The 12758-nt window shown below is 71.0% G+C and carries 8 protein-coding genes; 2 read left to right on the top strand and 6 right to left on the bottom strand.

What is annotated here, in order from left to right; translation table 11 throughout:
- Positions 1–180: 180 nt before the first annotated feature.
- Positions 181–948, bottom strand: coding sequence for a HalD/BesD family halogenase (locus tag ACZ6RT_RS36210; protein ID WP_470158528.1), 768 nt, complete (start codon positions 946–948; stop codon positions 181–183).
- 173 nt (positions 949–1121) lie between these two features.
- Here ACZ6RT_RS36210 and ACZ6RT_RS36205 point away from each other — a divergent pair, with 173 nt between their 5' ends.
- Entirely contained in the window at positions 1122–3059 is a 1938-nt protein-coding gene (locus ACZ6RT_RS36205; RefSeq protein WP_399197131.1) for a B12-binding domain-containing radical SAM protein, read from the top strand.
- A gap of 286 nt (positions 3060–3345) precedes the next feature.
- On the opposite strand, the gene ACZ6RT_RS36200 is transcribed toward ACZ6RT_RS36205, so the two are convergent.
- Genes ACZ6RT_RS36200 through ACZ6RT_RS36190 form a run of 3 tightly spaced genes read right to left on the bottom strand, consistent with a single transcriptional unit; the run spans position 3346 to position 8612 of the window.
- Complete coding sequence (locus ACZ6RT_RS36200) at positions 3346–6612, bottom strand: non-ribosomal peptide synthetase (protein ID WP_470158525.1); 3267 nt, start codon at positions 6610–6612, stop codon at positions 3346–3348.
- A 12-nt stretch (positions 6613–6624) separates the two neighbouring features.
- Positions 6625–7857 (bottom strand): cytochrome P450, encoded by a 1233-nt coding sequence (locus tag ACZ6RT_RS36195; RefSeq protein ID WP_470158523.1) that lies wholly within the window; start codon positions 7855–7857, stop codon positions 6625–6627.
- Positions 7854–8612, bottom strand: a complete 759-nt coding sequence (locus tag ACZ6RT_RS36190; RefSeq protein WP_399197134.1) for an FkbM family methyltransferase — start codon at positions 8610–8612, stop codon at positions 7854–7856. The genes ACZ6RT_RS36195 and ACZ6RT_RS36190 overlap by 4 nt, the downstream gene beginning before the upstream one ends.
- 121 nt (positions 8613–8733) lie before the next feature.
- Between ACZ6RT_RS36190 and ACZ6RT_RS36185 the strand changes: the two genes are divergently transcribed.
- Positions 8734–10119 carry an MFS transporter gene (locus ACZ6RT_RS36185; protein ID WP_470158521.1) on the top strand — a complete coding sequence of 462 codons (1386 nt, stop codon included), beginning with the start codon at positions 8734–8736 and terminating at the stop codon, positions 10117–10119.
- A gap of 2 nt (positions 10120–10121) precedes the next feature.
- Here ACZ6RT_RS36185 and ACZ6RT_RS36180 read toward each other — a convergent pair whose 3' ends face one another.
- Entirely contained in the window at positions 10122–10877 is a 756-nt protein-coding gene (locus ACZ6RT_RS36180; protein ID WP_344887722.1) for a thioesterase II family protein, read from the bottom strand.
- The gene (locus ACZ6RT_RS36175; RefSeq protein WP_470158519.1) at positions 10874–12751 is read right to left on the bottom strand and encodes a non-ribosomal peptide synthetase; all 1878 of its coding nucleotides are present in this window, start codon (positions 12749–12751) and stop codon (positions 10874–10876) included. The genes ACZ6RT_RS36180 and ACZ6RT_RS36175 overlap by 4 nt, the downstream gene beginning before the upstream one ends.
- Positions 12752–12758 lie beyond the last annotated feature (7 nt).

Raw genomic sequence — 12758 nt, 5'->3', positions numbered from 1 at the left:
GGTTTTGGGGGGTGGGGGGGGGAGCCAACAAGGAAGAGGGGGGGGAGGGGGGGGGGGGGGAGGGGGGGGGGGGCGTGTCCCCCCCCCCCCCCCCCCCCCCCCCGCCCTTTCCGCGTCCTCCCCGGATCTCCCGCGTCTCCCAGGCCCCTGGGTCCCCGTGATCCCCCGGTTCGTCGCCGGTCAGCCGAACATCGCCTCCATGGTCTCGTGCGACTTCTCCTTCTTGGCGTCGGACTCGCTGCCCCAGCAGGTGTTGAGGATGATCCGCGTCCGGTCCTCGGAGAGCGGGACCGTGCGGTGCAGCGTCGTGTCGGAGCGCAGGAAGTAGATGTCGCCGGTCTGGTGGGCGTACGTGCTGATCGGCTGCTTGATGAGGTGGTCGTGGACCCGAGGGTCGTCCTTCACCCAGTGGGTGTGGGGGACGCACTGGAGCATGCCGCCGTACTCGCTGCTCGGCGCCTCCAGGATCCAGATGACCGTGAAGCTGAAGTCCCCCCAGTGCCAGCCGTGGGTGTCGCCCTGCTTCTCCTGGCGGATGATGACGTACTTCTCCTCGTCCCAGGGGCAGTTGACGACCGGCTCGTTGGCCAGCCTGCTCAGGAAGCCCTTGATCGCGGGGGACTCGTAGATCTCCGGGATCAGGGTGCTGTCGCGGGCGATGGACTGCTGGCTGACCGTGCTCATCTTCCGCGGGGAGTTGCTGGTCTCCTTGAGGTTGATGTCGATCCGGCGCGCGTGCAGATCGAGCAGCCGGTGCACCTCGTCCGAGACGAGGTCCTTGATCTCGTCCGAGACCAGGTTCCGCAGCTTGACGTAGCCGTTCCTGCGGAAATCATGGGAGAGCTTCCGAATTTCCCAGGGATCGTGAAAGGTCTTTTCGAGATGCTCCGCTATCCGGTCGTCGAGCGAGAGCGTCCCGAGGCCGGTCTCGTAGTTGGGAGTCGGCATGCGATTTCTCCTCCGTGGTTATCGAGCCCGTGTTCATCGAGGTTTCCAGGAGCGTAACACGCGGCCGTCGGACGCAAATGGCGCCGTTGTTCGCCGCGGTCCTCTGTGAAAGCATGAGCCAATTCGATCCGAGCGGCTTCAGCGATTACTCAGACTACGCAAGGACGAGCGTCATGAACACCAAAGTCACATTCGTCGAGCTGTCCGCATTCGAGGCCATCCTGCCCCTCGCCTCCGGCTACATGCAGGCCTACGCGCAACAGGACCCGGAGGTGGGACCGAGATGTGATTTCGAGATCTACTCCGCCCCGGTGTCCGCCGACAAGGGGGAGGTGATCGAAGAACTGCTCGCCAGACGCAGCGACGTGTACGCGATCAGCTGTTACATCTGGAACATCGGCTTCGCGCGCTCGGTGCTGGCCGCGCTGCACGAGCGGCTCCCCGACGCCCAGTTCATCCTCGGCGGCCCGCAGGTCATGCAGCACGCCCACGAGTACGTCGCCCCCGAGCAGGAGAACGTCGTCGTCTGCAACGGCGAGGGCGAGAAGACGATGGTGCAGTACCTGCGCCAGGTGCTCAGCGGCGCCCCCCGGTTCGAGGAGGTCGACGGCATCAGCTTCTGGCGGGCGGGCGAGCTCGTCACCACCGAGGCCGCCGCGCGCGTCCGTGACCTGATGGAGGTCCCCTCGCCCTTCACCTCCGGCGTCTTCGAGGAGGGCAAGTACACCACCGCCATCCTGGAGACCAACCGGGGATGCCCGTTCAGCTGCGGTTTCTGCTTCTGGGGCGCCGCGACCAACGACAAGGTGCACAAGTTCGAGGACCAGCGCGTCCGCGACGACATCACCTGGATCAGCAAGAACAACTTCGTGTCGATCTTCATCGCGGACGCCAACTGGGGCATGGCCCCGCGCGACGTGGAGCTGACCCGCCACCTGGTGGAGTGCAGCGAGCAGAACGGCTATCCGGTGATGGTCTCGATGGCCGCGGCCAAGAACAAGCCCGACCGCATGGCCGAGATCACCGAGATCCTCGTCCAGGGCGGCCTGCTGACCAGCCAGCCCATCTCGCTGCAGTCGATGAGCTCGAAGACCCTCGACCTCGTCGACCGCTCCAACATCAAGCCCGCCACCTACACCGAACTGCAGAAGACGCTCCGGGAGAAGCGCATCAGTTCCTACATCGAGCTGATCTGGCCGCTTCCCGGAGAAACCCTCGACTCCTACAAGGAGGGAATCGCGGAATTGTGCCGGCTGCGCGCCGACACGCTGATCGTCTATCCGCAGCTCCTTCTCCACAACACCTCGATCTACGCCAAGAGGGACCTTCTCGGCGTGAAGGTGGAACGCGTTCCCAGTGATGTCACCGAGGCCGATGTCGTGGTCGGCACGAATTGGGTCAACCGCGAGGAGTACGAGCGCGGCACATGGTTCTACTACGCGGTCCACTCGCTGTACAACCTGCGCGGCCTGTATTACCTCGCCAATTACCTGGAGAGGTCGGGCATCAGGCGCCTGGAAGACTTCTTCACCGACGCCGCGACCTATTTCGAGAGCCGCACCGACACCGAGATCGCGACTTTCTTCCGCGATTCGGTGAAGAAACTGTGGAACTACGACTTCCATAACTTCGGGATGGTCGCGCACCTCGTCCTGCACTCGCACCGCGAGGAGTTCGACGGGCTGCTCGTCGACTTCGCCCGCGGCCAGTCGTGGTGGGAGGACCCCGGGGCCCGGGCCGCCTTCGAGCTCGACCTGCTGGCCAGGCCCTACATCTACCTGGCCAAGCCCACGCCCCCACGCTACGACTTCACCGAGCTGGGCGTCGAGTCGCGCGCCGGGTCGCGCGGCAGGACGACGTCCGTCGTCGACATGCCGGCCGACCTGGCCGCCCTGCTCATCGACCTCGACGTGACCGGCCTGGACGCCGGCCAGGAGCGCCTGACCCGCCTGGAGCTCGACCACCCGCGCGGGCGCAAGCTGCCCTACATGCCCGAGCGCAGCCTGGAGCACAACGCCTCCTACTGCCAGGGCATGGTGCTGCGGCTGCGGGAGTACCTCCCCACCTGGCGCCCCGTGTCCGAGGTCGCCGCGCTGCCCGGCCCCCGCTGAGCCACGCCACCCCCGCCCGGCCCCGCCGAGCCCGGCGCCCCGGTGTCTCCGCCCGGTCCCGGTGCTCCCGCTCGGCCACGGTGTCCCCGCGCATGACGAGGGCCCGTGAGGATCATCCTCACGGGCCCTCGTCATGCGCGGCCGTTCCGGCGGTGCCGTCACGGCCGGGGGTGTCGCACGGGTGCGTACCCCGGTCCCGTCCCGGTGGCGGGCGTCCCGCCGGGCCGTGCCGGGCATCCCGCCAGGCGGGATGCCCGCCACCCTCCGACCTGCACCGACGGCCCGCTCAGACCGTCGCCCCGGCCTTGGCGCGGGCCGCGTCCACCGCTTCGGCGAAGTCGGCCAGCACCGGGTTCTCGAACAGCACCCGGATCAACACGTTCACCTCGAACGTCTCCCGCACACGGGTGATCACCTGCGCGGCCACCAGCGAGTGGCCGCCGATCTCCAGGAAGTCGTCCTCCCGGGCGACCCGCTTGAGCTTGAGCACCTCGGCCCAGATCTCGGCGATCGTCTGCTCGGTGTCGGTCTGCGGCGCGTCGAAGTCGTCGTCACCGCCCCCACCGGCCACGCCGGGCTCGGGCAGCGCCTGGCGGTCCACCTTGCCCGAGGAGGTCAGCGGCATCGCGTCCAGCGTCACGTACGAGGAGGGCAGCATGTACGTCGGCAGCGAGCCCTGCAGGAACCGGTGCAGCTCGCCGGTCAGGCCGCTCCGGTCGGCGAGGATCCTGGAGGCGTCGTCGAGCACGACGTAGGCGACGAGCCGGTCGTCGCGCACGACGACCGCGGCCTCGCGGACGCCCGGGTAGCGGGTGATCGCCGCCTCGATCTCGGCGAGCTCCACCCGGAAACCGCGGATCTTCACCTGCTGGTCGACCCGGCCCACGTACTGCAGCCGGCCGTCGGGCAGGTAGCGGACCAGGTCGCCGGTGCGGTAGAGCCGCGCCCCGGGAGGGCCGTACGGGTCGGGCATGAACGACTGCGCGGTCAGGCCCGGCTTGCCCCGGTAGCCGTGCGCCAGGCCGGTACCGCCGACGTACAGCTCCCCGGGCACGCCCGCCGGGAGCGGGTTGAGCCAGCGGTCCATCACGTAGGTGCGGAAGTTGGCCAGCGGGCGGCCGATCGGCGGGGCGTAGGCCGCGGCGGGGTCGCACGTGCCCATCGTGGCGCACACGGTCGTCTCGGTCGGCCCGTAGGCGTTGACGAACGTACGGCCGGGCGCCCAGGTCCGCACCAGCCCGTTCGGGCACTGCTCGCCCGCGACGACCATGAGCCTGACCGTGCCCAGCTCGTCGCCCCTCAGCGTGCTGAGGAACGTCGGCGGGAACGTGGCCGCGGTCACCTTCTGCTCGCTGATGAGCTGGGCCGTCTCCTGCGGCGTCATGGCCGAGGGGTCCAGCACGCACAGCGCCGACCCGTTCAGCAGCGCCATCGTGATCTCCCAGATCGACGCGTCGAAGCTGAGCGAGGCGAACAGCGCCACCCGGTCGTCGGGCGTCAGCGAGAACTCCCTGGACAGGGTGGAGGCGAGGTTGCTCACGCCCCGGTGCGGGACCTCCACCCCCTTGGGCCGGCCGGTCGAGCCGGAGGTGTAGATCAGGTACGCCGGGGCGTCGGGGACGGGCGTCACACCGGGGCTCGTGCCCGGCTCCTCCGCCTCGATCGTGCGCCACTCGCCGTCCAGCTCGATCGTGCGCACCCGGTCGCCCCGCACCCGCCCGGAGTGCCCGGCCGCGGTGAGGACGAGCCCCGCGCCGCTGTCGTCGAGGATGTAGCCGAGCCGGTCGGCGGGCAGCGCCGGGTCCAGCGGCAGGTAGACGCCACCGGACTTGACGATGCCGAGGAAGGCCACGAGCGCCTCGGCCGAGCGGCCGGTCATCGAGCCGACCACGTGACCGGGCCGCACCCCCTCGCGGATCAGCCGGTGGGCCACCCGGTTGGCGCGCTCGTCCAGCTCGCCGTAGGTCAGCCGGTGCTCGCCGGCGATCACCGCCAGCGCGTCCGGGGCGGCCGCGGCCCGCGCCTCGAACAGGGCGCCGACGCACGCCTCCTCGTCGAAGGGGGTCTCGGTGCGGTTCCACTCCTCGACCACGAGCCGCCGCTGCTCCGCGTCCAGCAGCGACAGCCGCGAGACGGGCGAGGCGGGGGCGCGCACGGCGTGGGACAGCAGCGTGACGTACTGCTCGGCCCTGGTCCGCGCGCTGGACGCGTCGAACAGGTCGAGCCCGTAGCGCACCTCGCCCTCCAGCGAGCCCGGCACCAGCACCAGCGCCAGGTCCGAGGCGAGCGGGAAGCGGTCGGCCACCAGCTGCGAGGTCCGCACGCCCGGCAGCCGCAGCGCGCTCCAGGCCGGAACGGCCAGGTCGAACTCGGCCTGGTAGAGCGGGTGCACGCCGCTGGAGGCGTCCAGGCCCAGTTCCCCGGCGAGCCGGTGGGCCGGGCAGGAGCCGTGCGCGGCCGCCTCGTCCAGCGCGTCGCGCACCCGGGCGACGATCTCGGCGAACGACGCGTCGCCGTCACAGCCGACGCGGATCGGGAACACCGGGGCGCGGTCTGCGACCGGCACGGGAACGCCGATCACCACCTCGTCCTGTCCCGACCAGCGGCACAGCGCGACGGCCCACGCCGCCAGCGCGACGGCCCTCGTATCGGTGCCGGTGCCGTCGGTCGCGGCGTCCGTGGCGTCCGCGGCGGGTGCGGCGTCCCCGTTCTGCTCCGGCCACCGGGCCGGTGCCACGGCCCGCGCCGCCTGGCCGACGGCGCCGCATCCGGCCTCGTGCGCCAGCGCCTCGGCCCGCGCGGCCGTCTCCGGCGGCACGGTGAAGGTCACCCGGGCGCCCGTGAAGCCCGGCACGGCCGGACGGCTCCGGTCGGCGGGCAGGTCGAGGACGGGAAGCGTGCCGTCGAGCCGCTCGCGCCAGTAGGCGAGGTCGGCGTCGTCTCCCGCGCCGTCTTCCGACCTGTCTCCCGCCCTGTCTCCCGTCCTGTCTTCCGCGCGGGGGGACGCGTGGCCGTCCCCTGCGCCTTCTTGCGTGTGCGGGGCGGTCCGGGGTGCGGGGGAGCCGGCGGCGTCCGCGGTGCCCTCCGGCCTCTCGTACGCCCGGGAGATCTCGCCGGCGAGACCGGCCAGCACGCGCTCGTCGGCCACCGTCCGGTGCGCCGTCACGACGAGCGCGTGGTCGTCGTCGGCCAGCCGGGCCATGACGACCCGGACCGGTGGGCCCGCGACGGGGTCGAGGGGCCGGTTGGTCTGCTCGGCGACCAGCCGCGCGAGCGCCTCCTCGCGGCGGCCGGGGTCGTGCCTGCCGAGTTCCACGGGCGGCGGGACGGTGACGGGCCGGGACTCCCCGGAGCCGTCCGGCGGTGCCGCGCGCAGGTCCGGGCGTGCCTCCAGCACGTGTTCCAGCGCGGCGGTCAGGGCCTTCTCGTCCAGCGGCCCGCGCAGCCGCGCGGCGAGCGTGACCTGATCGGTGCGGTCCCCGGGGGCCGTGGCCCCCCGCGGCCTCCAGCGGGTCTCCTGTGTCGGCGACGGTGCGGTTCTGCTGTCCGGCATGTGGTGCTCCAATCAGTGCCCGGCGTGGTCGAGTTCGAGGTGGACGGGGACGCGGTCGACGCCCCACATGAGGTTCGAGCGCAGCCGCTTGACCGGTCCGGTGAGCTCCATGCGGGACACCCGGGCGGTCAGCTCCTCCAGCAGCACGCGCAGCTCGAACCTGGCCAGGGCAGCGCCGATGCACAGGTGCTTGCCGAGGCCGAACGTGAGGTGCCTGTTCGGGGTGCGCCCGACGTCGAAACGGCGCGCGTCGGGGAAGGCGTCCTCGTCGCGGTTGACGACCGGGTGCCACACGCTGACGCGCTCACCGGCCCGGATGGCCTGGTCCCCGATCTTCGTGTCCCGTATCGCGGTGCGCATGACGTTCAGGCTGGGGGCGGTCCAGCGCAGGACCTCCTCCACGGCGGTGGGGATGAGCGAGGGGTCCCGGCGCAACCGCGTCCACTCGTCGGGGTTCTCCACCAGGGCGATGACGGCCCCCGCCGAGGCGTGCCGGGTCGTCTCGTTGCCCCCGGTGATGAGGCCGTTGATGTTGAGCAGGATCTCCTCGTCGGTGAGCGGGATCCCGTCGATCTTCCCGCGGATCAGCACGCTGATCACGTCGTCGCCGAGGTCGCGGCGCCGCTCGGCGAGCAGGTCGGCGTAGTAGGCGAAGATGTTGGCGTTGGCCTCGGCCTTCTCGGCGTCGGAGATGATGTCGTCGGAGGTGGCCGAGCCGAACGCGGTGCGCGTCCACTGGATCATCAGGTCCCAGTCGGAGCGGGGCACGCCCAGCAGCTCGCAGATGACCGACAGCGGGAGCCTGCCCGCCACCGTGTCGACGAAGTCGAAGGAGTCCTTGGCGGCGTTCTCCTCCAGCATCCCGCCGACGGTCTCGCGCATCGCGCTCTCCAGGCGGCGCACCACCCGGGGCGTGAGCGCGGGGTTCATCACGTCGCGCAGCTGGCTGTGCCGGCCGTCGGTGACGATGAGCATCTTGCCGGCGGCGGCGCGGGCGGCGGACTCGGTCTGCCCCACCTGCATGCCCCGCTCGGAGGTGAAATTCGTCTTGTCGAGATAGACGGCCACCCCGTCGGCGTATTTGGTGAACGCCCAGAAGCTCGGCCCGCCGGACCTCTTGTTCCAGAACATCGGCTGATGTTCCTGCAGATGATGCAGGACGCCGAGACCGGAGTCCGGAGCCGTGTAGATGTCGGGGTCGGCCAGGTCCAGTTCGTTCAGATCAATGGCTGTGTCCACTGTCATGTGGCATTCCTCCGTGCGTACACGTCGAAGATGTCCGTGTCCTTCAGCAGGGGGTCCTGGCCGATGTCGACCTGGAATCCACGGCCGGTGAGGTCGTCGCGCACGGACGCGAGCCTTCCGCCGATGTCGTGGACCTGCATGACGATCTGGTCGATCGCCTTCCAGTCGCCGGGTGCGATTCCGTCCAGGACATCACATTCGGCTTTCTCGACGTTGATTTTCAGCAGTCCGATGCGGTCGACCCCCTCGGTCGCCATGACCTCGGATATCGTGCGCACCTGGCACTCCTGCTCCTCCGTGACGTGCCTGCCCTGCGCCATGTCGGCCACGTCCTCGGGGGCGAAACCGCTGTTGGCCAGGAACGTCCTGGTCACCTCGGCGTCGTGGTCGGCGTCGGTGTACATTCCCGACATCGCGGTCGTCTCCGGGTAGACGGTGAGAACGGCCGTTCCCGGGGCACTGGAGAGCGCGCAGTCGAACGCCTTGGCGTTCAGGCCGTGCGCGGCCAGATTCGCGCACAACGCGTCGTAAAGCGGCCTGGCGGGCTCGAAGGCGAGAATCCGCGTGCCCGGACATTCCCAATGAAACGCCAGGGCCGCGATTCCGATGTTAGCGCCCACGTCGAAGACCGTCATTCCGGGCTCAAGGCGCACGTCATGCCTGAAGTAGCTTCTGTCGCCCACGATGCTGCGATACTGCAGGCTGGTCTCGGCCGGATTGACCTGGAATACCACATGACCGTCGGGGAGGGTCATCTGGCGTACCCGATGTTTGTTTTCCAGTGTGCCTCTCGAGTGATTTCGCATATCATCACCCTTAACAAAATCCCTATCTCAGTCAACCAGAGGTGAAACCCGACAAGGACGGAACGATCTTATGGACACTCAGAGAACGGAAGTCAGGGCGCCGGAGGAAAAGCCGCCCTCTCTCTGGCGGAACCCCGACTTCAACCGGCTCTGGGCCGGTCAGTCGATCTCGGTCCTCGGCTCCGAGCTGACGACCCTGGCGCTTCCGCTGACCGCGATCCTCATGCTGCAGGCCAGTTCCTTCGAGGTCGGCCTCCTCAACACCATGCGCACGATCGCCGCGCTCCTGCTCACGCTGATCGCCGGTGTGCTCATCGACCGCTACCGCCGCAGACCCCTGATGGTGGGCTCCGACATCGGCCGCGCCCTGGTGGTGGCCCTGATCCCGATCGCGGCCTTCGTCGGGTTCATGGACATGTGGGTGCTCTACGTGGTCGCCGTCGTGGTCGGCGGGCTCTCGGTGGTCTTCGAGATCGCCTACGCCGCCTACATGCCGACCCTGCTGAGCGAGGAGCAGCTCGTCGACGGCAACAGCCGGATGGCGGCGACCGAGTCGGTGGGCGCCATCGCGGGCTCCAGCGCCGGTGGCGTGCTCATCGACCTGTTCCGGCCGGCGTACGTGATGCTCGGAGACGCGATCTCCTTCCTCGTCTCCGCCTTCGCGCTCTCGCGCATCCGCCACGTCGAGCCGCCCGTCGAGCGCCAGGACAACGGCGGGCGAGGCGCCGTCGCGGCGATGCTGCACGACATCAAGCACGGCCTGAGGGTCACCTACCGCAACGACTACGCGCGGCCGCTGATCCTCAACTCCGCCGGGGCGAACTTCGGGTCGATGATGATCCTGACCCTGTTCATCCTGTACGCCTCCAGGGAGCTCGGCATGTCGGGCACCTGGATCGGCTTCATCTACGCCGTCGGCAGCATCGGCGGCGTCGTCGGCGCGGTCTTCGCGAGCAAGCTGTTCGAGAAGGTCGGCTACGGGCGCGGCATCATGACCGCCCTGATCGCCTTCCGGGTGCTGTGCCTCACGCCGTTCGTGGCCGGCCCGCAGTGGCTGCAGATCATCCTGTTCTCGGTGATCTGGTTCGTCACGGTGTTCGGCGTGGTGGCCGGCAACATCGGCCAGCTCACCCTCTTCCAGTACGTCATCCCCAACCACCTGCGGGGCCGGGTCATCGGCGCGAGCCGCGCGGTCTACCTCGGCATCCTGCCGCTGGCCGCGATGCTGGCCGGCGTGCTGGGCGAGCTGATCGGGGTCAAGCCCGCGATCTACGCCGGGGCCGCGTTCCTGCTGCCCTGGATCATCCTGCTGTTCCTGTCGCCGGTGCCGAACCTGCGCAGGCTGGAGGACGCCGAGATGCTCCAGGACGACGTCCCCGAGCCCGCGGAGAAGCCCGCGGAGAAGCCCGCCGGGACGAGGCCCGGCGGGCACGAGGACGACGACGTGAAGGACTGAGGTCACCCCGGGATCCGCGCGGACATGCTCCGCGCGATCTCGTCCAGCAGGGCGGCGGGCGCCTGGAGATAGCTCCAGTGCCCGCCGTCCAGCACGGTGTAGCGGGTCTCGCCGTAGGACTCCCAGCCGCCCATCTGCTCCGGGGGGATCTGGGTGTCGCCCGACCAGCCGATGGCGGTGATCGGGCAGGGCAGCTCCACCGGGTCGGTCTTGTCGAAGCGGCCGTAGGCGGCCACGTCCGCGCGCATGACGCCCGCGGCCATCTCCACCAGCTCGGGCAGCGGCTCGGCGCCGCGGGCCCGCATCAGGTCCGACACCAGCGCGCCCACCTGCTCCTCGTCCAGCTTGAGGATGCTCGGCCACGACGCCCGGTGCGGCGGGACCATCGAGGAGGCGAACAGGTGGCCGGGCAGCGGCCCGCCGCGCTCCATGAGCAGCAGCGTCGCCTCGTAGCCGATGAAGACCGTGCCGCAGTGGCTGATGAACCCGAACGGCCGGTCCAGGTAGGGCTCCAGCCCTTCCAGCATCTGGGCCGCGACGGAGGCGTAACTGTCGAACAACGGCTCGCGCAGCCGGTTCTCCCGGCCGGGCAGCTGCACCGGGCACAGCTCGATCCCGTCCACCTCGGACGGCCACCCGTGGTACATCGACGCCCCCGCCCCCGGGTACGGCAGGCACCACAGCCGGGCCCGCGCCTCGGGGTCGGGGGTGCGCAGCAGCCAGGTGGGGCGGCTCTTCCTCCGCTTCCTCTCGGTCATCTCGTACTTCCTTCCGCCCTGATGTTCCGGATGAGGGTCTCTGGTGTCGGCGCCTTCAGGAAGTCGCGCAGCCGGATCCGCACGCCGTAGCGGCTCCCGATCCGGTCGACGAGACGGGTGGCCGCCAGGGAGTCGCCGCCGGAGCGGATGAAGTGGTCGCCCAGCGCGCCGGGCGCGCCGAGCTCCTGCTCCCACAGCTCCAGCACCCCCGCGGTCACCGGGTCGGCACCCTCACCGGCCGCCGCGTCCGAGTGCGCCCCGTCCGCCTGGCCCGCGTCCCGGCCGCCCGTCCCGCCGGGGTCCTGCCCGGCCGTCCGGCCCGCGCCGGTGTCCGCGTCCCGCCCGGTGTCCGAGTCCGGCCGGTGCTCGCCGCCCCAGGTGGGTGCGGGCAGCGCGAGACGGTCCACCTTGTTGCTGGAGTTCAGCGGCAGCCGCTCCATCGGCACCCACACGGTCGGCACCATCGGGCCGGGCAGCCTGGCGGCGGCGAACGCGCGCAGCTCCCCGCCCCCCGAGCTCCGCGAGCTCCGCGGGCCCCCCGGGCTCCCGGTGCTCCCCGGGTCGCGGTCGCGGGGGAGCGCGGTGTCGTGCACGACGTAGGCGCAGAGCCTCAGGTCGCCGCCCGGGCCCGGCACGCCCTTCACCACGCACTCGCGCACCGACGGATGGTCCAGCAGCACCGCCTCCACCTCCGCCGGTTCCACCCGGTGGCCGCGGATCTTGACCTGCTGGTCGACGCGGCCGTGGTGCTCCAGCCGCCCGTCCGGCCGCTCGCGCACCAGGTCCCCGGTCCGGTAGACGCGGCCGCCCCCGCCCGAGGGGTCGGGCAGGAAGCGCTCGGCGGTGCGGGCCGGCTCGCCCAGGTAGCCCCGGGCCAGCTCGGGCCCGGAGACGAACAGCTCGCCGACCTCTCCCCGGGCGACCGGTTCCAGCCCCGCGGTCAGCACGCCGGCGCCGACGTCCGGCCAGGGCCGCCCGATGGGGGGACGGGCGCGCCTGTCGGCCTCGCCGGCCGTGACCGAGGTGCAGCGGTCCTCCAGCGGGACCAGGCAGCTCGTCACACCGTTGGCCTCGGCGGAGCCGTACTCCACCGCGACCTCGAACGGCAGGTCCGGCGAGGGCCACACGCGCACCGCGTCGCTGCCGACCGTCATGAGCCGCAGCGCCGTCCGCCCGGGCCACGGCAGGCCGTACAGCAGCTCCGCCAGCGGCATGTTCACGTACGCGCGGGTGATGCCCGAGGCCACCATCCAGTCGCGCAGCTCGGGCGGCGAGCCCGCGGTCGCCGCGTCGGCGACGTGCACGCTCGCGCCGGAGCACAGGTAGGGCCACAGCTCCACCACCGACACCGACGAGGCCGGGGGAGCCAGCCAGCTGGACCGGTCGGCGGGGGTGATGCGGTACGCCTCGGCGTGGGTGGCGACCCGGTGGACGATCGCCCGGTGGGTCACCCCGACGAGCTTGGGGCGGCCCGTCGACCCGGAGGTGTGCACCGCGTACGCCAGCTGGTCCTCGTGCACCGGGACGCCGGGGCCCTCCGCGGAGGGCTCGGCGCCACAGGGACCGTCGATCACCACGGGACAGCCGTCGAGGACCGCGGCGACGCGGTCCTCGGGCCAGGCGGGATCGAGGAGCACCGCCGCGCCGCCGGCCTTGAAGACGGCCAGCAGCGCGACGAGCAGATCGGGGGAGCGGTCCAGTCGCAGGGGGACCAGGGTCTCGGGGCCGACGCCGCGCCGCAGGAGCGACCGGGCGAGGCCGTTGGCGCGGGCGTCGAGCTCCCGGTAGGTCAGGCGGACGGCCCCGGAGACCAGGGCCGTCCCGTTGGGGGCTCGCACCGCCCGTTCTTCGAACAACGTGTGGACGGCGGCCACCTGCTCC

This window comes from Streptosporangium sp. NPDC050148 (assembly GCF_055586505.1).
The sequence above is the reverse complement of the archived record's forward strand: the minus strand, read 5'-3'. Positions and strand labels throughout refer to the sequence as shown.

Coding starts and splice junctions, on each gene's coding strand:
- ACZ6RT_RS36200 (WP_470158525.1), bottom strand. CDS start 6,612: ATGCCGGACAGCAGAACCGCACCGTCGCCGACACAGGAGACCCGCTGG.
- ACZ6RT_RS36185 (WP_470158521.1), top strand. CDS start 8,734: ATGGACACTCAGAGAACGGAAGTCAGGGCGCCGGAGGAAAAGCCGCCC.
- ACZ6RT_RS36210 (WP_470158528.1), bottom strand. CDS start 948: ATGCCGACTCCCAACTACGAGACCGGCCTCGGGACGCTCTCGCTCGAC.
- ACZ6RT_RS36195 (WP_470158523.1), bottom strand. CDS start 7,857: ATGACAGTGGACACAGCCATTGATCTGAACGAACTGGACCTGGCCGAC.
- ACZ6RT_RS36180 (WP_344887722.1), bottom strand. CDS start 10,877: ATGACCGAGAGGAAGCGGAGGAAGAGCCGCCCCACCTGGCTGCTGCGC.
- ACZ6RT_RS36190 (WP_399197134.1), bottom strand. CDS start 8,612: ATGACCCTCCCCGACGGTCATGTGGTATTCCAGGTCAATCCGGCCGAG.
- ACZ6RT_RS36205 (WP_399197131.1), top strand. CDS start 1,122: ATGAACACCAAAGTCACATTCGTCGAGCTGTCCGCATTCGAGGCCATC.